We start from the raw sequence: 23,262 nt of genomic DNA on the forward strand, positions 1-23,262 counted from the left end.
TATGCGTGCAGCGGTGCCATCATGGCATCAAACCAGACTGCGAAGATAAGCGTGACCCGGATGAGCGACAATGACCCGAAAGAAAAGGAAAAATGAGCTTGACCTAAACACCCAATTAGAGAAGCAGACATTCTCTGCGTCAATGTTGGATGCCCGGTACGGGCTGGCGGCGGCCTTTCATTGACCACCAGCCCCACCTTGACCTTTAAACCGCGTTATCGCCCGAACTTCTCCGTCAGCTGCCCGATGATGCTGAGGATGCGTTCAGCGTGCTTGATGTCGCCACAGATGATCTCGCGAATGCCTTCGCTTTCCTCGGACCTTAGATCCTCGTGCAGTTCGGCGAGGGCCAACTCCCACTCGTCGCGCTTTGCCAGCCACATATCGAGCTCAGCTTTCTCTTCCCTGGTCCAGGGCCCCTCAACCCGTGCCTCGCCAGTGTTCAGGTCGATCTTGACGTGATCCGGATGCGGCACCGGGTCAGGCAGGTCGGTTATACCAAGCCGCTTACGTCGTTCCAGCTCCTGATCCCACTCGATCTTGTAATCCATCGCGGTCGAGAGCCACTCGTCGGCCAGTTGCTTGTTCTGCCGCTCTGTGGTCGAGAGCATCTCGGCAAAGAGCCTCTGTGCCCGGTGATGGCCCTTGGCGGCATTGACCGCCAGTGATCGTATGACGGCCTGCGCCATCGGGATCGTTACATTGCGCGCACCATCCCGCACCGTGATGTCGCGATACGCCTCATCAAGGATGATGCCTTTCAGGCGTTCCTCGTTGAGTTTCGGACGTTTGCTCTTCGCTCCTTTTGGTCGCCCTCGAGGATTGCCCGATCTGCCAGGTTTGAATCGGGTTACGGCTGGAGGTTTGCCATAGCCAACCTCATATGCAACATCGGGTTTTTGCACCGGTAGCTTGTTCTTCTCACCACTCATTCGGCTGTCTCCAACCCTTGCATCGCCGGAGCCTGCCAACCGCAGACCAATTGTTCGGCCTCATCCTTCGCGTAACCCTCCCGACGCGCTAAAATGCGATCGCAGTAGATCGGATCGAGTTCACAAAGATAACCCCGGCGTCCGGTCTTCTCCGCTGTTATCAGCATTGAGCCAGATCCACCAAAGATGTCCAGAACGATATCGCCCCGCGCCGACACATCCCGGATCGCATCCGCAATCATCTGCACAGGCTTCACCGTAGGATGCAGAGCCAGCTCTTCCATACGCGTGCCATGCCGGCTGTTCACGCCGCGGTATTCCCAGACATTCGTGCGATACCGCCCATGCTGGCCCAGCTCGAAAGTGTTGATGTGCGGGGCGCTGCCCTTTTTAAAGACAAAGATCAGTTCGTGGCGCGAGCGATAGAAAGTGCCCATGCCGCCATTGCCCTTGGCCCTGACGATGAGGTTCTTGAGCTCGGAGTATGCCCCCTGCCCTGCCTCGATCATCTCGGACATGTGGCGCCAGTCCATGCAGAGGAAGTGGATGGACCCGTCGACGCTGTGATCCGCGAGATTGCGGAAGGCGCATTTGAGGAAGCGGGTGAACTCACCCGCGCTCATCTCGCCGGACGCCATGGCAAACTCCCGGTGCTGGATCTTGCCAGAGTTCCCAACGTGGCCATCAATTGGCACATTGTAGGGCGGATCGCTGAAGACCATCCGGGCCTCGGCGCCGTCCATCAGCGCTTTCACAACATCTGGGTCCAGCGCATTGCCGCAGACCAACCTGTGCGGCCCCAACTGCCAGACATCGCCGGAATTTACGCGCGCGGGTGCTGCCTCGGGCATCGTGTCACCCGCCGGATCGCCCGGCTCCTCCGGTGCCACCGCCTCCAGCACCCCCTCGACCTCGGGAATGGAAAACCCAGTAATGGAGACATCGAAGTCGAGATCGGCCGTCATCAGCGCACCCAGCTCTGCCGCCAGCAGGTCCTCGTCCCAGCCGGCATTCAGAGCCAGCTTGTTGTCGGCCAGCACATAGGCGCGTTTCTCATCCGAGCTCATATGATCCAATCTGAGGCATGGCACTTCGGTCATCCCCAACTGTTTGGCCGTTTCCAACCGTCCATGCCCTGCCAAAATGGTCCGGCGCTCGTCGATCAGCACCGGGTTGGTGAACCCGAATGTCTCTATGCTATCCGCAATCTGACGGATCTGTTTCATTGAATGGGTTCGCGCATTGCACGCCCAGGGAGTAAGATCGCGGGTCGCGATATGCTCGATTTTACTAACTGCCATCTTCGTACTGCCTCTCTAATTACATACCTAAATTAACGACCAACTACGCTGATCGCCCTGCGGACCATCCGCCAAAACAAAAAAGGACAGCCGTGCGCGCACAGTTGTCCTTTCAGAGGAATGAAGTTCCCTCGCATAGAACATATCATGAACATTTCAGTTATGCAACTGGCGCTCTAGTCGATAGCGATTTTGGACAAATCCGTGGATTGTGCTGCAACAAGGACCCGCGTAAAACCCAAGTGATCTGCCATTTGCCAGAAACGCCCAAAACCTTCCCTAATCGAAACGGAACGTTCCCAGATCCCGGCTTGTGAATTCCCTGATACTCTAAGAACAGGGAATTGGGGGCTAACCTGCTGTATTCACGCCAAATATCCGACACCAAAACCGCGCATTCTGCCAAAACCGCGCCAAAACTGGCAAGTTTCCCTGTTAATTCCCTGTCAACACGAATTTCAAATCAGAGACCGGTTTACGCAAGACTGCGACCACCACCATCTTCTTCGATATCAATGAGTTAGATGGGGGCTTCTCCTGCTGTGCGCTCCCGGCTTACAGATCAGTCCGACTCCCCTGCCAGATGATCAAAAGGTGACCAGACCGTACACCCGATTAAATATGTACAGGTTGTACAAGTTGTACACGGGTTTTGTACATAAATGGGATGAGGGTGTTCCACGGATGGAGAGAAGTAAACTTGTTCGTTGTGTTGCCGTGTAGTGGCGATAAGCGAACGAAACTTCCCACCCTATTGCAGTAAAATCGCGAGGACTATGCCTACAGATTTGTTCCTTGAGCCTGTCTGGGTGCATTTTCGCCCATTGTAGGCGATCTGTTCCGCCCGAGTCTCCTAGATTTTGCAGCCATCCGAAATAGAAAAGAGGGCGGAAAACCGCCCCCTTTGATTGATAGAAATTTCCGGACGTCTTACCGATTTAGGAACTCCATTTCGTATTTATCTTCGACATCCGGAAGTGGGTGATCGTCATGCAGTGACTTGGCTGTACCGTAAATCATGAACAGTAAGATCACAGCAATCGGTAGCCCCGCCACGATCGACGCCGTCTGCAGCGCCCCAAGGCCGCCCGCCAGCATCAATACCCCGGCGACGACACCAGCGGTGACACCCCAGAATATACGGAATTTGACGGGTGGGTTTTCATCGCCCATCGAAAGCATCGTGCACATCACGAGCGTCCCCGAGTCAGAGGACGTGACAAACCACGAGATCAGCAAGATGGTTATCAGCACGGTCAGCGGATAAACAATCCAAGCGTATCCAAATCCAGCCAATGTCGCGAAAACCCCCGACGCATAGTCATTATTGACCGCTTCCATTACGCCTGCGTTGTAGAACAGATCGACGCCTGCCGCAGCCCCACCAAAGATGCCCATCCACAGCATCACAACCGAAGTTGGGATGAGCAGAACGCAAAAGCAGAACTGGCGGATTGTGCGGCCTTTGGAGACGCGCGCAATGAACAATCCAACGAAGGGGCACCATGCAATCCACCAGCCCCAGTAGAAGATTGTCCACCAGCTTTGCCATTGAACCTCTGGGTCACTGTTGATCCAGAATCCCATTGGGATCACGTTCCACAGATAGTCACCAAATCCCGAGATCATGATCCCTAGCGTAAAGGCTGTCGGCGCAAGGACCAGGAACAAGACCAGAAGACCGATCGAAGCCATAACGTTGCATTCGGACAAAATACGTACGCCTTTGCCCACACCCGAGGCCGCAGAAGCTGTACCGGCAATTGTGATCAGTGCGACAAGGATCAATTGGTTGGTTTGCGTGTTTTGCATCCAGCCCAGGTTTTCAAGGCCAGCTGCGATAGGTGTCACCCCGAGGCCCAGCGAAGTTGCGAGACCAAAAATCGTTCCGAACACGCCGATCAGATCAACCAAATGCCCCCACGGGCCATAAATGCGATCCTTGAGAACTGGATAGAGCGCTGTCCGCAGTGTCAGAGGCAAGTCTTTACGATACGAGAAATATGCGAGGCTGAGCCCCACGAGCACATAAAGCCCCCAACCGTGGAACCCCCAATGGAAATTGGTAACGGTCACTGCCTTGATCGCCGCCTGGGTCGAGCCGGCTTCTGCGCCTGCCTGCTCCATAAACGGGCTTCCCTGGATGTGATACATGGGTTCGGCAACGCCCCAATAGATCAGACCGGAACCAAGACCCGCTGAAAAGAGCATGCAGATCCATGAAAACGTAGAAAAATCAGGATCATCGTCCGGCTTGCCCAGCTTTACATCGCCGAAACGACTTATCATGAGCCAAAACACGAAAAACAGTGCTGCATTTACGACGATCACATAGAACCAGTCCATTGTGCCGATGATGAATTCTTTGCCGGCAGCGAAAACAGCCCCGGAACGCTCGACATCTGCGATCGTGTATAAAACGAAAGCCAGAATCATCACCATCGACAAGATGCCCATCAACGGGTTCATGCCTTTGAATGGTCCGGTGCTGGCAACAAGGTTGTCGGGTTTATTTGTTGTTTGTTCACTCATTTTAAAATGACCTCTTTGTCCTGTTGCACTGCCTTAGCGAACCGTACCAGAAGCACCCTGACGGGCGGCCTCCGTGAGCCAGGCTTGAAATGCTTCCTCAAGTCGGGCGTGGTTGGCAGCCCACCATTCAGCATCAGAATGGATTGACAGTTTGTCCTCATATGCAGGTCCGTTCGGGATCTGCTCCAAAATGTCTTCGGAGAGAAGATCGAGCGAAGACTTACGCGTCGGACCATTGGGTAGATAGCCGACCATATTTGCCAACGCTTCGGTAGAGCTGGCGTATTGAATGAACTCAATCGCTTCGTCTTTGTAACGGCTGCCCTTTGGAACACCAAAGAGGTCCAGTTCAATGACGCGCCCGTCCATATTCACGGTAAAATCAGCGCCTTCCTCCTTGGAAGCAGTGGCCCCCGTTGTCGCCCAGATCATCGACATCGCGACTTCGCCACTGTTCAATAGACGAACAGGTTCGCGACCTGATTGCCAAAGCTGAAGATCTGATCGAATTGAATCCATCTTGCTTAGCGCTTGTTCGACTCCTTCAGGCGTTTCAAGTGTCGGATAAACGTCTTCGCGCGCAACACCATCCGCCATCAATGCCCATTCCATTATAACGGTTGGATCATTCCGAATAGCCCGGGCACCAGGATACGTTTCTGTGTCGAAAAAATCAGCAATCGACGTCGGCGCGGCGTCCGGATAAGCAGAGTTGCTGTAGGCAAATGCTGTTCCCCAGACGATAACTCCAACACCGCAATCATTCAGTGCTCCTTCGACAAAGTCATCAGATGCGGGTGTTCCATCTTCCCCACTCGGAAGATCAATTCCTGACAAGTCTTCCAAAAGACCTTCCTCACAAGCCCGAAGGCTGTCGGCCTGTGTCAGGTCCACGACATCCCAAATGACGTTGGCACTTTCGACCTGATCGCGGATCTCGTCTATGCCGCCATTATAATGTGCAACATTCACGCGCACCTGATTTTCTTGTTCGTAAGGACGGACAAAACCCAACATTTGGCTTCGCATATAAGGTCCAGTCCAAGACGTGAACGTAATCTCATTCTTTTGTTGTTCAGCAGCCTCGGATGAGGTTTCATCCTGCGCCAGGACCGTGCTTGACCAAGATGCGGTCAGCAATGTCACCAGTGTAAAGACTGTTCCGATCCGGAACGATCTATTTGGCAGACTCATATCAAACTCCCTTTTTGATAATTTGCTCTCTTTTTAGCGACAATTGGTCTTCGCGACGGAGCACTTTAATTCATCGAATTTAATCCACATGGATCGATGTGTTGGTTTAACTTTCAAAAGAGTACGCTTTAGCCCTGAATTTTGAAAGTTTTGCACCTGTATGAACGCGAGTATGGGCTTAAATTCAGAACCGAACTACACGAATACGACACAAATTAAACAAATGCGACACACCGCAAGCCCAGAAGTTTTTTAACATTGGCGCCGCTCAAGCGCATAAATTCTGGACTTACCACATTCATCATACCTGATTTTGCAGCGTCTGACGATTCAGCTACTCAGAGCATTAAACGTATAGCAAAGCTTGGGAAATCAGGCCAGTTTACATGCAACATTGCTACGCGTGAGTTCTGATTTCGGTGGATTGCTGCTAAGATAAAATTCGCCTATTGTCATCCTAGGCTTGCTCAGTCTGCTCGGAATAATAGGCCTCCTACCTTACCACAGCTTTGCCCCGGGCGTGGCGCGTGGTAAGCGGGGGTAACGTCATGATTCTGTCATCAGAGCCAACCCGGGAAACACCTTCATGCCTACCACCTCCGAGCCGAAACTGATCTCTGGCAATGCCAACATGCCGCTGGCCAAGGCGATTGCCCGCCGCATGACTATGCATCGGGGGGCCAATCTGGGGTTGGTCGATGCGAGGGTCGAGCGATTCAATGATCAGGAAATCTTTGTTGAGGTCTACGAGAACGTCCGCGGCGAGGATATGTTCATCATTCAGCCGACTTCTAACCCAGCCAATGACAACCTGATGGAATTGCTCATTATGGCGGATGCTCTGAAACGGTCCTCGGCCAAGCGGATCACAGCCGTCATTCCTTACTTCGGTTATGCACGGCAGGACCGCCGGTCCAAGGCGCGCACGCCGATTTCGGCCAAGCTGGTTGCGAATATGATCGCGCAGTCCGGAATTGAACGGGTTCTGACAATGGACCTGCACGCAGCACAGATTCAAGGTTTCTTTGATATTCCGGTTGACAACCTCTATGCCTCGCCGGTGTTTGCGCTGGATATCATGAAACAGTTCAAGGACAATCTGGATGATGTGATGATCGTGTCACCCGATGTAGGCGGTGTGGCGCGGGCGCGCGAGCTGGCCAAACGGATCAATGCGCCGCTATCGATTGTAGACAAGCGCCGCGAGAAGCCTGGTGAAGTGGCGGAAATGACCGTAATCGGGGATGTGACCGGCAAGAAATGTATCATCGTGGATGACATGTGCGACACTGCTGGCACCCTGTGCAAGGCGGCTGAAGTAATATTGGAACATGGCGCCACCGAAGTGCACGCCTATATCACCCACGGTGTGATGTCCGGCCCTGCGGTTGATCGTGTGACCAAATCGGTCATGAAATCCTTGGTCATCACAGACACGATTGCGCCGAGTGAATCTGTCCAATCGGCACCGAATATCCGCATCATCCCAACCGCGCCGGTGTTCGCACAGGCAATCTTGAACATTTGGCAGGGCAACAGCGTTTCGTCTCTGTTCGAGACCCCGACACTTGAGCCTGTATACGAGGGTCAATTCGGCGGTTGATCCGAATTAGAGCCTGCGTATTTCCTGACGGCCAGCCCTGTAGGGTTGGCCGTAGTCGTTTCAGACTTGTGATTGGCATATGAGGGTGACAAGGTGCGCGGGAAATCAAACCGCTGAATGATGGGAGACTGCGGCATGATCGAAAAACGTCAGTTTTATATCAATGGAGCCTGGGTCGATCCGGCTGAAGCCAATGATCACAACGTTATCAACCCGGCCAACGAAGAACCGTGTGCAGTGATCTCTCTTGGCGGGCAGGCCGATACCAATGCCGCCGTTGCAGCCGCCAAGGCTGCATTCCCGGCGTGGATGGCCACCGCACCTGAAGATCGGATCGCGCTGGTTGAAAAGCTGCTCGAAATTTATGAATCGCGCAACGAAGACATGGCGCAGGCGATCAGTATTGAGATGGGCGCGCCGATTTCCATGTCGCGTCAACAGCAGGCGACCTCAGGGTCTTACCATATCCGCGCCTTCCTTGAAGAAGCGCGCAAGTTCGAGTTTGCCCACCCGATGGACGAAGCCACGCCGGGCAGCTGGATCATGAACGAACCTATTGGTGTTTGCGCGCTGATTACGCCGTGGAACTGGCCGATGAACCAGGTGACGCTCAAAGTGATCGGCGCCGCGATTGCGGGCTGCACCATGGTGCTGAAACCGTCCGAGGAATCGCCGCTGTCATCAATGCTGTTTGCAGAGATGATGCATGAGGCTGGATTCCCTGCCGGTGTGTTTAACCTTGTGAACGGTGACGGTGTTGGTGTCGGCTCGCAACTGACCAGCCATGCCGATGTCGATATGATCTCTTTCACCGGATCATCGCGTGCCGGTCAGATCATTTCCAAAGTGGCCGCCGATACGCTCAAACGTGTCAGCCTTGAGCTGGGTGGCAAAGGGGCCAACGTGGTCTTCGCCGATGCGGATGAAAAGGCTGTAAAACGTGGCGTGCTGCACTGCATGAACAACTCGGGTCAGTCGTGCAACGCGCCAACCCGCATGTTGGTACAGCGCGATATTTACGACCAAGCCGTTGAAACGGCTGCGCAGGTTGCCGCCTCGGTCGAGGTTGGAGCGCCCAGCGAAGAAGGGCGTCATATGGGTCCGGTCGTGAATGAAGTTCAGTTCAACAAGATCCAGGACATGATCCAAAAGGGCATCGATGAGGGCGCGCGCCTGATTGCAGGTGGTGTGGGTCGTCCTGATGGGTTGAACCGGGGCTTTTATGTCAAGCCGACCGTCTTTGCCGATGTGAACAACGAAATGACCATCGCGCGTGAAGAGATCTTTGGCCCTGTGCTGTCGATCATTCCTTTTGATACCGAGGAAGAGAGCATCGCGATTGCCAATGACACGCCCTATGGATTGACTGACTATGTTCAAACGCAGGACCCGGCGCGGGCCAACCGGATGATCCGTGCCCTGCGAGCTGGCATGGTGGAAACCAATGGTCAGAGCCGTGGCAACGGTGCGCCCTTTGGCGGCATGAAGCAGTCTGGCAACGGACGCGAAGGCGGCAAATGGGGCATCGAGGATTTCATCGAAGTGAAATCCGTCTCGGGCTGGACCGAGGCCAGCTAAATTATGACCCTTCACGCCTTTGTCTTGCACCTTGCGCGCGCCGAAAAACGGCGCGCGAACGCACATGAGGTGCTGGCAAGCTGTGGCGTGGAGGGTGAGATTTGGGATGCCGTGGATGGGGCGAAATTGTCTGAGGCGGATATTGCCGAGGCCTATCGACCCAATTTGTTTGAGCCGAAGTATCCTTTCGCTCTGAAAACCGGAGAGGTCGGCTGTTTCCTAAGTCATCGGTCGATCTGGCAGGCGATTGTGGATCGCGAGCTTGAGGCCGGGCTAGTGTTTGAGGATGATGCGTCCTTGGACCCCGATGTCTTTGGCAGGGCCTTGGCGCTGGCACAGAAACATATTGATCGCTTTGGCTACATCCAGTTTCAGACGCGATACACAGCAGGGCACGAAGATGTGCTGGAAACCGATGGAGATCTTCGCCTGAGCGTACCGCGCGTGTCACCCGTGCGGGCAACGGCGCAGTTGATCAGCCTCGCGGCCGCCAAACGTTTGGTGAAAAAGGCGCAAGTGTTTGATCGGCCTGTCGATACCTTTGTGCAAAGCCATTGGTTTACCGGGCAGCCGGTGGCGGTGATTTACCCTTCGGGAGTTGAGGCCATTTCCGAGAGCTTGGATGGGTCGACCATTCAGGGAGGGAAATACTCATTATCTGAGCGGTTGAAGCGAGAAGTGTCGCGCACGGTTTACCGCCGCAAGATTGAGCGGTATTCACGTGACAGCAAGACACTCTCCTCTGCTGCCACTGAAACACGCAAGTAAGATCTGAAACGATGATCATTTCTAGACTTTTAGGCGGGGCTGGAAACCAGCTCTTTCAATACGCCGCAGGGCGGGCCTTGGCCGATCATCTGGGCTGTGATCTGGCGTTGGATTCGAGGTATATCGAGAGCAGCGAGGACCGTGGGAATTGCTTTGCACATTTTGCCGACGCTAGGATTGCGCAGGCCCCCACCCTGCCCCCGGCCAAACACGAGAGCTTCCTGCGTTACGGGCTGTGGCGCAAGTTTGGCAAGAATCCCAAGTTCTGCCGCGAGGGAGAGCTGGCGTTCAATCCACAGTTTTTCGATCTGGGCGACAACAGCTATCTGCATGGCTATTGGCAGTCGCCGCGGTATTTTGGTGATAGCGCGCAAGCGATCCGCAACGACCTGCGGTTTACCACCCCGCTGGATGCGGAAAACACTGCGATGGCCGAGCAAATCAAGGCCGCGAAAATCCCGGTGTCTGTGCATGTGCGACGCGGGGACTACATGGCCTCGGGCAGTTTTCAGGCCTGCACGGAAGAGTATTATGTCGCGGCCTTGGCAGCGCTGTCCGAGAAGCTTGGCAAGGATCTAACGTGTTTTGTATTCTCGAATGACCCTGTCTGGGCAGCTGAGAACATGAACCTCGGTTTTGAGCGGGTGATTGTGGATCTCAACGATGAAACCCGGGGGCATTTTGACATGCAACTGATGTCACTTTGCGCGCATCATGTGATTGCCAATTCGACGTTTTCGTGGTGGGGGGCCTGGCTGAACCCGGACAAAGATAAGCTGTTGGTTGCCCCGAAGAACTGGTTTTCCAAGGAAAACCTGAGTAATCCTGATATCTGCCCGGAAAGCTGGATACGTCTATGACCCCCAAGGATGACATTGCAGAGCGGCGGTTTTTGCCAGAGACCGTCCACAAGCGCGATATTTTCTCGGAAACGATTTCGGGGACCTTGGAAGGTGTTGAGGATTTCCCGGTTGTGCTGCGCAAGCTGGATGGCGTGCCGTTTTATGCCAAACCGATTGCCTGGTTTCTGGCACGCAAGGAAATTCGCGGATTGAAGGCAGTTCAGGGGATTGAAGGCGCGCCCGTGTTGGTACGGGTCGATAAGGTGGGGTTGCTGCGCAGTTGGACGCAGGGCACGCCACTGCAATTGGCCAAGCCAACAGATCCAGCGTTCTACAAAGACGCCAAACGCCTGCTGCGCGAGATGCGCCGGGCGGGTGTGGCGCATAATGACATCGCCAAACCGCAGAACTGGCTGATGACACATGATGGCCGTGCGGCGGTGATTGATTTCCAACTAGCCTCTGTGCATCGCAAGAACAGCAAGATGTTGCGGGTGCTGGCGCGCGAGGATCTGAGGCATCTGCTGAAGCAAAAGCGCGCATATGCACCGGAATTGCTGACCGCATCTGAGGAACGGATGCTGGCGCAAAAGGCGCTGCCCGCGCGGATCTGGATGGCGACGGGCAAGAAACTTTACAACTTCATCACTCGCAAACTGATGAACTGGTCGGATGGTGAGGGCACCGAGGATCGGATTGAACGCGATGGTCCGGCGTTGGAGGCGGCGTTGCGTGGACATGCCGGGGTGACTGATCTGGCGCTCTGCACCTATGCTCTGCCTGCCAAGGGCGTGGGGCTGTATGTCTTTGTCGAAACCGAGCTTTCCGCGGCTGAGTTAGGGGAGCTCTTGCCCGAACCGGCACCGGAACTGGTGCAGACGGTGGCCGCGCTGCCGCGCGGGGAAAGCGGTGCGGTGCGAATGGATGCGCTGCAACTGGTGGCAACCAATCGACTGGATGAATTGGAGCAATTGAGTGCGCAGGATGCGGATCTGGCGGCGGCGCTGAAGCCGATCATTGCGCAGCGATTGAACCTGACAGATCGGATATTACGGAAGTGATGCCCCGCGCCCGTGGATGGGCGCAGGGCTTTGATATTACTTGCCCTTCCAGACCGGGTCGCGTTTTTCGGCGAAGGCCCGGGCACCTTCGAGCTGATCCTCGGAGCGATATAGTTTTTCGACCGTGGGCAGTTGGCTTTTGGTGATGCGGTTCATGGTATCTTGGAATTTGGAATCTTCAGCGTCGCGCACCACCTCTTTGATCGCGGCATAGACCAGCGGCGGGCCGGAGGCGAGCAGACGGGCCAGCTCCCACGCGCGGTCCATCAGTTGATCGGCCGGCAGGATTTCGTTTACGAGGCCCCAACGGTTGGCCTCCTGAACGTCGAACCAACGGCCGGTGAGCAGCAGCTCCATGGCGATGTGATACGGGATACGTTTTGGCAGCTTGACGCTGGCAGCGTCAGCGACAGTGCCAGAGCGGATTTCAGGCAGGGCGAAGGTGGCATGTTCTGCGGCCAAGATGATGTCAGCGGATATTGCCAGTTCCAGACCACCACCACAGGCGATACCATTCACCGCTGCGATCACCGGCTTGTTCATGTCACGCATTTCCTGCAACCCGCCGAAGCCACCGACACCATAGTCGCCGTCAACCGCATCGCCGTCAGCGGCGGCCTTCAAATCCCAACCGGGGCAGAAGAACTTTTCGCCGCCACCAGTCAGAATGGCGACGCGCAGTTCCGGATCATCACGGAATTCAAGAAAGACATCACCCATGATCTTGCTGGTTTCCAGGTCGATCGCATTGGCCTTGGGACGGTCCAGTTTGACCTCAAGAATGGCACCTTCGCGGCGGGTTTTAATCGGGTTCATCTTTCAAGCCTTTCGGATAAGCGCATCTACCGCAACCGCCCGGTCGGGGGTGCACAGAAGCGGGTTGATTTCAACTTCGCTGACGGTGTCGGTGTTGGCAAGCACGTAGGCCTGCACCGAGTCGACAGCGTTTACAATGGCGTCCATGTCAGCACTGGGTTTGCCACGATAGCCCGCCAACAACGGGGCAATGTTGAGCTTGCCCAAAGCCGCGCGGATGTCGTCGGCCGAGGCAGGTAAAAGCAGCGATGTGGTATCGCGTAGAATTTCGGTCATCACACCCCCTGCCCCAAGGGTTAGAACGTAGCCATGCGCCGGATCGCGGACCACGCCGACCAACAGTTCAGCGACGGTGCCGGTGATCATTTCCTCGATCAAGATCTCACCGGTGCCGATGTCCTTGGCGGTGGCGGCCACATCCTCGGGCATGATCTCCAGGCGGACAGCGGCGTGTTCTGATTTATGCGCGAGACCGACGCCCTTAATGGCGAATGGCGGGCGCAGCTCTTGCGAGGCTTGGGCGGCTTCACCTTCGCCCCGGACCGAGCGGTTTTGTGGGGTGGGCAGACCGTGTGTGGCAAGGGCTGCCTTTGAGTTGGCCTCGCTGACCAGTTGGGCCTCACCGATCTCGCCGGGGATGGTGACGGGTTCTGCGGAGGGTACACCGATATTGGAGGCGGCTTTGGTGGCCGACAGTACCTCGCGCAGGCCCATGATCGGGACGACGCCGCCCTCCATCAGTTGTTGAGCCACGTCCTGGGGCAGCAGTTCCGGCAGGGTTGCGACCACGCCAAAGCGCGCGCCGGTATCAGCGCGGACTTTCAACGCCGCATTGGTGGCACAGGTCCAGTCGATGGGGTCGGTGGTGGGATAATCGACGATGGAGAAGGTCATCGAAATGTCATCGCCGGTCATGCCAGACCATGCCTGCGCCATCGCATCCTGATCGCGCCAGATGTAGGTGTGGTAATCGAGCGGGTTGTTCAACGCGACCATCGGGCCGAGTGCCGCGCGCAGGGCGGCTTTCTGGCGGTCTGTGAGTTTTGGAAAGTCGAGCCCGGTGCCCACGGCCATATCGGCGATCAGGCTCGCCTCGCCCCCTGAACAGCTGATCGAGGCTATCTTGCCATCGGGCAGCGGGCCATAGCAGTGCAGTAGTTTGAGCGTTTCCAGCATGTCGGGCAAAGCACCCAGACGCGGGATACCAAGGCGGTCAAGGAAGGCCTGTGCGCCTGCGTCGCTACCTGCCAAGGAGGCAGTGTGTGAAACGGTAGCCTGTTGCGCCTGTTCCGATGCACCCACCTTGAGGGCGACCAGAGGCACGCCCTTGGCGTGGGCTTTTTGAGCCAAAACCTCCCAATCGCGCAGGTCTTTGAAACCCTCGATATGTAGGCCCACGGCAGTGACACGCGGGTCATCGATCAGCGCCGAAGCGATCTGCGCCTGCGTGGTCTGGGCCATGTTGCCGCAGGTGACCATATAAGCGATGGGCAAGCCACGTTGCTGCATGGTGAGATTGATTGAAATGTTGGAGCTTTGGGTCAGGATCGCCACGCCCTTGTCCACCCGCTGGCAACCGTGTTGATCGGGCCAGAGCAGCGCGCCATCAAGGGCGTTCACAAAGCCATAGCAGTTGGGGCCAAGGATGGGCATGTCGCCGGCAGCGGCAACCAGCTCGGCCTGTAGATCGTGGCCGGCTTCATCCTCGGCGACGGCTTCAGAAAACCCCGAAGCAAAGCAGACGGCACCACCTGCCCCCAATTCTGAGAGTTCGCCGATCAGTTGAATCGTGGCGTGGCGGTTGACACCGATGAACACGGCATCGGGGGCCTCGGGCAGGTCTTGCACCGATTTAAACGCGTTAAAGCCCGAGATCTCCTCGGACTTTGGATGAACAGGCCAGATCTGCCCGGCAAAGTCCATGCGGACCGATTGTTTGATCACCTGTTCGCACCAGGCCCCGCCCCCGATGATGGCGATGGATTTGGGTTGGAACAGGCGTTTGAGGTTTTTAGTCATGCGCGGCCAGATGGTGAGAGTATAAATGGCCCCGGCGGTTGCTGGCATCCTTCAGGCTGAGAGCGAATACCCTGTCAGATGCTGGCGTACCGCCGGGGAAAGGTGATCTTAGGCCCCCAGAGGACGGAGCAGATCACGAGAAATGATGTGGCGCTGGATTTCAGACGTGCCGTCCCAGATGCGTTCTACACGCGCATCACGCCAGAAGCGTTCGATTGGGAAGTCATCCATCAACCCCATGCCGCCAAAGATTTGCAGCGTGGTGTCGGTGACTTTGGCCAATGTTTCCGAGGCATAGACCTTGGCCGAGGCGATCTCGCGGTTCGCTGGCAGGCCCTGATCCAGACGCCAGGCCGAGGCCAGTGTCAGCCAATCAGCGGCGTCAATCTCAGTAATCATATCGGCGATCTGGAAGCTGACGCCTTGGAATTTACCGATGGGTTGGCCGAATTGCTTGCGCTCGGCCGCGTAGTTCAGGGCGTAGTCAAAGCAGCGGCGCGCACGACCGACCGAGAAAGCGGCAACGGTGATACGGGTGGCATAGAGCCATTCGTTCATGACCGAAAAGCCGCCGTCGACCTCTCCCAAGACCTGCGCGTCTGGCAGGCGACAGTTGTCAAAGTAGAGGATGCAGTTTTTGTAGCCTTTGTGGCTGACCGAGTTGTAGCCATCGCGCACCTCAAACCCCGGCGTGCCGCGATCCACCAGGAAGGTAGTGATGCGTTTTTTCGGGCCTCGGGGTGTTTCATCAACCCCGGTGGCGACAAAAACGATGAAGAAGTCAGCGTGCTCTGCGCCCGAGATGAAGTGTTTTGAACCGTTGATCACCCAGTCACCACCATCGCGGACGGCAGAGCATTTCATGCCGCGCACGTCGGAGCCGGCATCAGGTTCGGTCATCGCCAGAGCATCCATCCGCTCGCCCCGCACGGCGGGCAGAAGGTAACGCTCGCGCTGTTCATCGTTGCAGGCCATCAGGATGTTTTGCGGGCGGCCAAAGAAGTGGGTCAACGCCATGGAACCACGGCCCAACTCGCGTTCCACAAGCGTGAAATCCACATGGCTGAGGCCCGCACCGCCGACTTCCTCGGGGAAGTTGCAAGCGTAGAAGCCCAGATCGATACATTTTTGCTTGATCTCTTGGCCCAACTCATGCGGCACCTGACCGGTGCGTTCGACCTCGGCCTCGTGAGGGTAGATTTCGTTTTCAACAAAGCTGCGAACGGTGGAGACGATCATCTCTTGTTCGTCGGACAGACCAAAGTGCATGGCGGGGCTCCTAACAGGGTGGTTGATCAAACAAAGGCCATCCTGCATAAGCATGGCGTGCAGAATTGGGCGCAGATCATGCAAGATTGGCAAAAAATGAATACTCCGATGCAGACCTATGATGTTCTGCTGTTTGACGGGTTTTCCAACCACTGTCTGGCCAATGCGATTGAGCCGCTCAGGGCAGCGAACATGATCTCGGGTCGGGATCTCTATGACTGGCGCTATGTGACCTTGGATGGGGCGACAGCGACCAGTTCCAGCGGCTTGCAGGTGACACCACACGGGGCCCTGCCTGATACCTCAGGTACGATGCTGCTGGTGATGCCCTCCTATGGATTTCGCGAGATCACCGGTTGGGGCGTGACCAAGCACCTGCGGGCAGCGGCAGGGCGGTATGAGCACATGGCGGCACTGGATACCGGCAGCTGGCTGTTGGCGCGGGCGGGGCTGCTGGATGAGGTCAGGGCAACAATCCATTGGGAGGAGTTGGAGAGCTTTTCTGAGGCCTTTCCCGAGATTGAGACGGTGCGGGAGCGTTATGTCATTGACCAGAATCGCATCACCTGTTCGGGGGCAATGGCGGCGTTTGATCTGGTGATGCATCTGATCGGGCGCGATCAGGGGCAGTTGCTGGCCATCGAGGTCTCGCAACTGTTTATGTCGAACCGGCCTAGCGGCACGCATAGTGAATACCGCACGACGCGGGACAAGTTCGTAGACCGGGCGCTGGCGCTGATGACCGAGAATCTGGAGGCACCACTGCCCTTGGCGCAGCTGGCCAAACGTGCGGGATGCACACAGAAATCATTGGAGCGACGCATTCGCAGTGAGCTGGGGACAACGCCGCAGACCGTCTATCGGCGGTTACGCCTGAATTTGGCGCGCAAGCTGGTGGTGGAAACAGAGCAACCGATTTTGGAGGTGGCCTATCGCTGCGGATACGAAAACGCCAGCGCCATGACGCGCGCGTTCAAGGCCGAGTTTGGCTGTACACCGAGGAGTTTGCGAAGCGTATCGTGATCATTTTGCGTACCTATGAAGGCACTAAATCAGACGGCTTCTTTCTTAGTAGTTAAATTAGACGGTACTTCGTGTGTTTGGCGGGAACCTCAGGGTAGCCAGCTCGGCTATTTTTCGGCAATGTACTTAGCATATCTTGATTTGAGGGTTCCAATGTTCTTTAAATTTCTTTTAGCTTTTTTCGTATCCGGTGTGCTCGCTCTGTTTCCAAACGCATCTTATGCACAGGCTGGCGACACAGAACAATGTTTCAGTTTAGCTGGTATAGATCTTGATCCAAATCTACCCGAAGGCCTCCCGGGGGTTCAATTTTCAGAAATCGATGTGACTGAAGCAATCTCTGTTTGTGGGCACATTGCAAGTACTTTGACAAACAGTGATGCGAATGCGCCGAGCATTTGGTTTACCTACGCACGGGCTTTGATGGCAGCAGGTGAATACGATAAGTCATTACCGTGGCTCACAAAGTCCCAATCGCAGGGCTTTGCGTTGGCAGACAATGGATTAGGGCTGATCTATCAAAATGGCTTTGGCAATACTCAAAAGGATCTCGAAAAGGCCGAAGAACTATATCAGGCAGCTTGCAAGAAGGGAGCTGTTATAGGCTGCACCAACTTGGGTAGACTTGTCTTCGAAACAGACGAGGCAGCGGCGTATTCAATTTTTTCGAATGCCTGTTCAGTACGCCCAGGTTATGGATGCTATTGGGCTGGATGGCAGTCGTTTAATGGCCGTGGAACTTTCAAGGATGCCACACAAGCTATTTTCTGGTTCGAAACTGGATGTACATTTCGCGATTCTCAAGCATGCAACTTTTTAGCGTGGATGCACGATTCGGGTAATGGTGTGCAAAAAGATATATCTCGCGCAACAAAGCTGTATGCTAAGGCGTGTGAGTTTGGGCATTCTTCAGCCTGCTATAAAGCAGGGGTTCAGATTCTTGAGAAAGATGCTCAACATGCATTCAGACTTTTTGATCAGGGTTGCGCCAAGCGGGATGGTAGTTCCTGCGCATATGCCGCTATTTTATACGGCCAAGGGAATGGGGTAGAGGCGGATACTAGTAAAGAAACCAAATATTACTCCTTAGCTTGCGACTACGAAAACTGGAACGCTTGTTACTATGCAGCATATCGACTTGATAGAGGTATTGGCGCTAAAAAGGATATTGAGAAAGCACTCTCCTATTATGTCAAGGGTTGTGAAAACGGAGCCGCAAAGTCCTGCGTTCCCGCTGGTATGAAGCTCTCAGTGGGGTCAGCTGGCGAACACGATCCAGTAAAAGGGCTCTCGTACATCGAGAAAGCTTGCGAAGGAGGCGAAGTTAACGGATGCAGTATAGCTGGTGACTGGTATCAAAGAGGGCAAGGATCCGATGTAAATGCAAGACAAGCCGTCAATTATTTTGAACAAGCTTGTGACGGTGAAGATTCTAGATCCTGCAGAAAAGCAGCCACATTACGCTTATCTGGTGAGGGGCTTCCAATTGATGCAGTTGCAGCATACAAAAACTTTCATAGCGGATGTGCTCTCAATGATGCTGAATCATGCTATGAAGTTGCTAGTGCTCACAAGACCAAATTGGGTGGTGTCGAATTTGACGGCCAAACAATTTTTGAAAACTACGCCCGCGCGTGTTCATTGGATTTTTTCGCGGGTTGCCACGAAGCTGGATTGACTCTTTTTTATTCTGGAGATTTTTCGGCTGGCGGGCGGTCGCGAGCGCCAGAATATTTTGATCTCGCTTGCAAAAATGGTGTAGGTGATAGTTGCTATTATATGGCACGGCAGTACGCTGACGGTGAAGGGGTCGTTGCAAACGCCTCGAATGCTTCGAAGTACTACTCATTAGCCTGCATCGCGGACAGTCAACTTGGCGCAGCTTCTGGCATTTGCCGCGATCAATCGCTTCAGACACTGGCCGGATATCCGCTTCGTACCCGTGATCAGGTATTTAAGTGTTGGTCTTTGCTTGAGATAATAGAAAACTACAGTGATCGCGATATTCTATCCAAACTGGCCAAGACTTATAAAGCAGGCCAATTTAACGCTATGAAGAGCGATGTGGCAAACGCTGATGCGTTGATTGCGGACCCAGAATCGGCGGTCTATTTAGATTATCGTAGATTGGTCCGCGAAGATAAGGATGAAAAACGTTCTCATTCGCTGATTAAAGACCCATCTAAGCTGTTTCAAATCGCTGGGTTATGCCACGTCCTTCTGACAAAGTTTAACGAGAAAGCGCCTGACTTTTCTGCGAAATCCTCAATGCATGAATGGACAAAGATATTCTTCAGAGAAGGAGGGGAAGCAGTTCAAATTCCGCAACTAACAACAGAAGCGGCATTAAGTTTTTACAATAGTGTCCAAGTTACGATCAATGAACTCCAAATAGGCTTACAATCTGATGAGGCAAAACTGATGACTGTCGCTTATTCTGAATCTCTAGAGAACTGGGCAAATGCGGGCCATCCAAATCTAAACGTATGGAAGCCGAAATTCATAAAGTGAGCATAATGAACCATAAACACCTTCTGAAGTACCGCCGAAGCTGCCATTATATGGCGGCGTTTCAAATGTACCATTTGCCTCACCTAGCAACAGCTTAGCCTTCTAAGATTGAATGTCCGCACTCTCTTACCGGTCAATAACTATCAGCAGCGGCGATCTTAGGCCACGCGGTTGACTTCCCCCGTGATGCCACCCCAAGCGCCCTTGATTAGCTCATAGCCCAGCACCCGTTCGGGGTTGGTGGGGGGCGGCATGATCACACCGTTGAGTTTCTCAAAACCAAAGCGGTTGTAATAGGGCGCGTCGCCCACCAGCATGGCCCGTTCCCAGCCCAGATCGCGGGCGACTTCCAGACTTTCACGGATCAGGAACCCGCCCAGACCTTCGCCCTGGTGGGTTGGGTGTACGGCGACGGGGCCGAGCAGCAGAACGGACAGATCACCAATGCGCACGGGCCAATAGCGGATTGCGCCGGCCAGAATGCCCTCGGGGTCGCGGGCGGCCATGCTGAGGTGCGGCACGGGCGAGATATCATCGCGCAGGCGGTAAGACGACAAAGCCTCGCGCCCCGGTGCAAAGCACAGGTCATAGAGGGCCTCGACCTCCCACCAGTCGTCCTCGGTTTCTGCCGCCAGTTTGAACACGCGCGCCTCATCGGGAAATTGCTGGCACGTGGGCTAACACGAGAGTAGACCGGGTTCAAACAACTCTGACAGGGGCACGCATGTTTTATCAGCCAAAGGACGGCCACGGCCTGCCGCACAACCCGTTCAACGCCATCGTGACGCCCCGGCCGATTGGCTGGATCTCATCACGGGATAGTGCAGGAAATGACAATCTTGCCCCCTACTCATTCTTTAATGCTGTGGCCTATGAGCCGCCGCAGGTGATGTTTGCCTCGACCTCGGCCAAGGCGGATCAGGACGGGACCAAGGACAGCGTGGCGAACATTCGCGAGACAGGCGTGTTTTGCGTGAACATCGTGGAATATGCGATGCGGGATGCGATGAATGCGAGTTCGGGGATGTATGACAAGGGTGAGGATGAATTCGCGCTGGCCGGGTTGGAGAAGGTGGCGTGTGAGATCATTACCTGCGCCCGCGTTGCCGGAGCCCCGGCAGCGCTGGAATGCAAACTAACGCAGATTGTGAAATTGCCTGGGCAATCCAATTACACGGTGTTTGGCGAGGTGAAGGGCGTGCACATGCGCGACGATTGCCTGAAAGACGGCGCGTTTGATGTGCTCGCGTTCAACCCGCTTGCCCGGATGGGGTACAAGGATTACACGGTGGTGCGCGAGGCATTCAGTTTGGAGCGGCCGGATTAGAATAACTCAATCAGTTTATCCCTAGCAAGTCAGAGATACAAAGTCAGCTTTGCGGACAAAGCTGCCATTTAGGCCTAAATTTAGCAGCTTATTTAAACACAACGTCAGGACATTTGTTATAGATAACAGCTTTTAGAAAATCAGCTCCGATAAAGTAGTCGGCCCAATATATTTTTGATCCATCTTTACACCTAATTATTACAAGACCGTGATCCACCTCTTGATAAATCATTATGTTCTGCCACAGCATTTGCTTGCGGTTACACCTAAAGGGTATCGGTAAAAACCGACAAGGCCCTTCTATTCCTCGCTCATCCCAAATCACAGAGCCTTCACTTTTGGATGCGAACCAGGTTCCCCACACGCAGTAGCTAAAAAATACGACACAACCCAATAAAAGCCATAGCACCCAATCCGAGACAGCCGGTGAACAAAGATGAAAGTCGACAATAAGGTACGCACTCAACCCAACAAACGTCAAAAAAAAAGAAAATGAAAAGTAGAGCTGTCGCTCGTGGTAGATAGATCTTACCGAATTCATTGTTGTGTTCGAGTGAATTTGCTCTGTCGGCGATTGTAAGCGGAACAGTGCGCATCAGCAGACATGAAAAAAACTAATCAGACCGACTACAATTACTAGTTTCAAGTTGCTGGGCTCCGAAACAATGATTTAACTCGTGAAATAAAAAAGAATTACGCCAATATTTTGGCGTTGGAGTTGAGCGGTCTTATTTAAATAGAGCATATCCATTTTGGGCTTTTGACTGCCAATAGTTTTGACCATCTAAATTCTGTTAAACAGTCAGATGTGGTATTGTCCAACAATTTAAAAAAGGGCGCCTTCTAGCGCCCCTTCTTGGTTTAGTGTCCGCCTAAGATTCCGGTTCTTACACCGTAATCGACCGCGATTTCGTAGTCCGGGTCGTCGGCGCTGTCGACCATCAGGTGGCCGGCTTTTTTCAGCAACCCGTGGCAGTCGCGGCTGAGGTGGCGCAGTTGGATGCGTTTGCCGGCCGTTTCGTATTTCAGGGCAATGGCTTCAATTGCTTGAAGGGCCGATTGGTCTGCAACACGGCTTCCGGCAAAGTCGACGATCACCAAATCTGGGTCGCCCTTGGGATCGAAGAGTTCTGAGAAACCTTCGGCAGAGCCAAAGAACAGCGGGCCTTGGATGCGGTAGACCTTTTTATCTTCGGTTTCTTCGGTGTCGGCGTTGATGCGGGTGGCGTTGCTCCAGGCGTAGGCCAGTGCCGAAACGATCACACCGACGACAACGGCGATGGCAAGGTCGTACTTCACGGTCACAACCGTCACCAAAATGATCACCAGCGCATCGGTTAGTGGCACCTTGCGCATGATGGTGAGTGAGTTCCATGCGAATGTCCCAATCACCACCATGAACATCACACCGACCAAGGCAGCTAGGGGGATTTGTTCAATCAATGGCGAGGCAAACAGGATGAAGATCAGCAGGAAGATAGCCGCTGCCGTGCCTGCCAGACGGGTGCGACCGCCGGATTTGACGTTGATCATCGACTGACCGATCATCGCACAGCCGCCCATGCCACCAAAGAAACCGGTGACAACGTTGGCCGCACCTTGCGCCACGCATTCCTGACTTGCGCCACCGCGTTTACCAGTCATTTCGCTGACAAGGTTGAGTGTCAGAAGGCTTTCAATCAAGCCAATGGCAGCCAAGATAACGGCATAGGGCAGGATGATCTCAAAGGTCTCCCAGTTTAAAGGCACCATTGGGATGTGGAACATGGGCAGGCCGCCCTCGATAGACGCCAGATCGCCCACGCGGGGGACCTCCAAACCAAACCCAATCACCAAGGCGGCGACAACGCCGATGCCCGCCAGTGGGGCCGGAATAACCTTGGTTATGCGTGGCATGACCCAGATAATCGCCATCGTCAGCGCAACCAGACCCAGCATGGTGTAAAGCGCCCCACCGCTGAGCCATTCGCCACCGCTCATCCCGTGGCCGGTGTTTTCCATACTGCCCGGCACCTTGAATTGCCCCAGCTGTGCAAGGAAAATCACAATCGCCAGCCCGTTGACAAAGCCCAGCATTACAGGATGCGGCACAAGGCGGATAAATTTGCCCCAATGCATGACTCCAGCGATGACCTGTAGGATGCCCATCAGCACCACGGTGGCGAACAGATATTCAACGCCGTGTTCCGCCACCAAGGCCACCATGACCACGGCCAGCGCTCCGGTGGCCCCGGAGATCATGCCCGGACGGCCACCAAAGAGCGCAGTGATCAGGCCGACAAGGAAAGCCGCATAAAGGCCAACCAGCGGATGGACCCCAGCGACAAAGGCAAAGGCCACGGCCTCGGGGACGAGAGCAAGGGCAACGGTCAGGCCGGACAGCAGTTCTGTTCGGATACCGGCGGCTGTAAACGGCTCTTGCGGGTTGCGCTTCATGCCGGTCAGATCCAGACGATTGGCGAGGCCAGTCTGCAATAGCTTTTTCA

General features: G+C 54.8%; 17 protein-coding genes. 8 read left to right on the plus strand and 9 right to left on the minus strand.

The annotated features are described in order from the left end of the window. Window positions 1-215 precede the first annotated feature (215 nt). From ROA7450_RS17850 to ROA7450_RS17865, 4 genes are all read right to left on the minus strand, one after another. A complete protein-coding gene (locus tag ROA7450_RS17850; RefSeq protein ID WP_085807318.1) occupies window positions 216-932 on the minus strand; it encodes a DUF5681 domain-containing protein in 717 nt (238 codons plus the stop codon). Continuing rightward, the gene (locus ROA7450_RS17855; protein WP_085807319.1) at window positions 929-2,233 is read right to left on the minus strand and encodes a site-specific DNA-methyltransferase; all 1,305 of its coding nucleotides are present in this window, start codon (window positions 2,231-2,233) and stop codon (window positions 929-931) included. Before ROA7450_RS17855 ends, ROA7450_RS17850 begins: the two co-directional genes overlap by 4 nt. A 930-nt stretch (window positions 2,234-3,163) precedes the next feature. Then, window positions 3,164-4,765 carry a BCCT family transporter gene (locus tag ROA7450_RS17860; protein WP_234999586.1) on the minus strand — a complete coding sequence of 534 codons (1,602 nt, stop codon included), beginning with the start codon at window positions 4,763-4,765 and terminating at the stop codon, window positions 3,164-3,166. Window positions 4,766-4,798: 33 nt separating this feature from the next. After that, a complete protein-coding gene (locus ROA7450_RS17865; protein WP_085807320.1) occupies window positions 4,799-5,959 on the minus strand; it encodes an extracellular solute-binding protein in 1,161 nt (386 codons plus the stop codon). A gap of 586 nt (window positions 5,960-6,545) precedes the next feature. Here ROA7450_RS17865 and ROA7450_RS17870 point away from each other — a divergent pair. From ROA7450_RS17870 to ROA7450_RS17890, 5 genes are all read left to right on the plus strand, one after another. Further along, window positions 6,546-7,562, plus strand: coding sequence for a ribose-phosphate pyrophosphokinase (locus ROA7450_RS17870; RefSeq protein ID WP_085807321.1), 1,017 nt, complete (start codon window positions 6,546-6,548; stop codon window positions 7,560-7,562). A 135-nt stretch (window positions 7,563-7,697) separates the two neighbouring features. Then, window positions 7,698-9,140: an aldehyde dehydrogenase family protein gene (locus ROA7450_RS17875; protein ID WP_085807322.1), complete on the plus strand. Its 1,443-nt coding sequence runs from the start codon at window positions 7,698-7,700 to the stop codon at window positions 9,138-9,140. A gap of 3 nt (window positions 9,141-9,143) precedes the next feature. Then, window positions 9,144-9,908, plus strand: coding sequence for a glycosyltransferase family 25 protein (locus ROA7450_RS17880; protein WP_085807323.1), 765 nt, complete (start codon window positions 9,144-9,146; stop codon window positions 9,906-9,908). Window positions 9,909-9,919: 11 nt separating this feature from the next. Continuing rightward, on the plus strand, window positions 9,920-10,768 hold the full coding sequence (locus ROA7450_RS17885) for an alpha-1,2-fucosyltransferase (RefSeq protein ID WP_085807324.1): 849 nt from the start codon (window positions 9,920-9,922) through the stop codon (window positions 10,766-10,768). Beyond that, on the plus strand, window positions 10,765-11,811 hold the full coding sequence (locus tag ROA7450_RS17890; RefSeq protein WP_085807325.1) for a serine/threonine protein kinase: 1,047 nt from the start codon (window positions 10,765-10,767) through the stop codon (window positions 11,809-11,811). The genes ROA7450_RS17885 and ROA7450_RS17890 overlap by 4 nt, the downstream gene beginning before the upstream one ends. Before the next feature lie 36 nt (window positions 11,812-11,847). Here the strand turns inward: ROA7450_RS17890 and ROA7450_RS17895 are convergent, their stop codons facing one another. The 3 genes from ROA7450_RS17895 to ROA7450_RS17905 all read right to left on the minus strand — a co-directional run bounded on the left by ROA7450_RS17895 (window position 11,848) and on the right by ROA7450_RS17905 (window position 15,915). Then, the gene (locus ROA7450_RS17895) at window positions 11,848-12,627 is read right to left on the minus strand and encodes a carnitinyl-CoA dehydratase (protein ID WP_085807326.1); all 780 of its coding nucleotides are present in this window, start codon (window positions 12,625-12,627) and stop codon (window positions 11,848-11,850) included. A gap of 3 nt (window positions 12,628-12,630) precedes the next feature. Continuing rightward, window positions 12,631-14,646, minus strand: coding sequence for an acetate--CoA ligase family protein (locus tag ROA7450_RS17900; RefSeq protein ID WP_085807412.1), 2,016 nt, complete (start codon window positions 14,644-14,646; stop codon window positions 12,631-12,633). A gap of 108 nt (window positions 14,647-14,754) precedes the next feature. Continuing rightward, on the minus strand, window positions 14,755-15,915 hold the full coding sequence (locus ROA7450_RS17905; RefSeq protein WP_085807327.1) for an acyl-CoA dehydrogenase family protein: 1,161 nt from the start codon (window positions 15,913-15,915) through the stop codon (window positions 14,755-14,757). A gap of 96 nt (window positions 15,916-16,011) precedes the next feature. Here ROA7450_RS17905 and ROA7450_RS17910 point away from each other — a divergent pair, with 96 nt between their 5' ends. Next, complete coding sequence (locus ROA7450_RS17910; RefSeq protein WP_234999587.1) at window positions 16,012-16,938, plus strand: GlxA family transcriptional regulator; 927 nt, start codon at window positions 16,012-16,014, stop codon at window positions 16,936-16,938. 15 nt (window positions 16,939-16,953) lie between these two features. Then, window positions 16,954-19,449, plus strand: coding sequence for an SEL1-like repeat protein (locus ROA7450_RS17915; protein ID WP_085807328.1), 2,496 nt, complete (start codon window positions 16,954-16,956; stop codon window positions 19,447-19,449). A gap of 158 nt (window positions 19,450-19,607) precedes the next feature. Here the strand turns inward: ROA7450_RS17915 and ROA7450_RS17920 are convergent, their stop codons facing one another. Further along, window positions 19,608-20,093, minus strand: a complete 486-nt coding sequence (locus tag ROA7450_RS17920) for a GNAT family N-acetyltransferase (protein ID WP_085807329.1) — start codon at window positions 20,091-20,093, stop codon at window positions 19,608-19,610. Window positions 20,094-20,173: 80 nt separating this feature from the next. On the opposite strand from ROA7450_RS17920, the gene ROA7450_RS17925 reads away from it, so the two are divergent. After that, complete coding sequence (locus ROA7450_RS17925) at window positions 20,174-20,776, plus strand: flavin reductase family protein (RefSeq protein ID WP_085807330.1); 603 nt, start codon at window positions 20,174-20,176, stop codon at window positions 20,774-20,776. A gap of 861 nt (window positions 20,777-21,637) precedes the next feature. Here the strand turns inward: ROA7450_RS17925 and ROA7450_RS17930 are convergent. After that, a complete protein-coding gene (locus tag ROA7450_RS17930; RefSeq protein WP_085807414.1) occupies window positions 21,638-23,212 on the minus strand; it encodes a SulP family inorganic anion transporter in 1,575 nt (524 codons plus the stop codon). Window positions 23,213-23,262 lie beyond the last annotated feature (50 nt).

The sequence above is a fragment of the Roseovarius albus genome (assembly GCF_900172335.1).
Classification (GTDB): domain Bacteria; phylum Pseudomonadota; class Alphaproteobacteria; order Rhodobacterales; family Rhodobacteraceae; genus Roseovarius; species Roseovarius albus.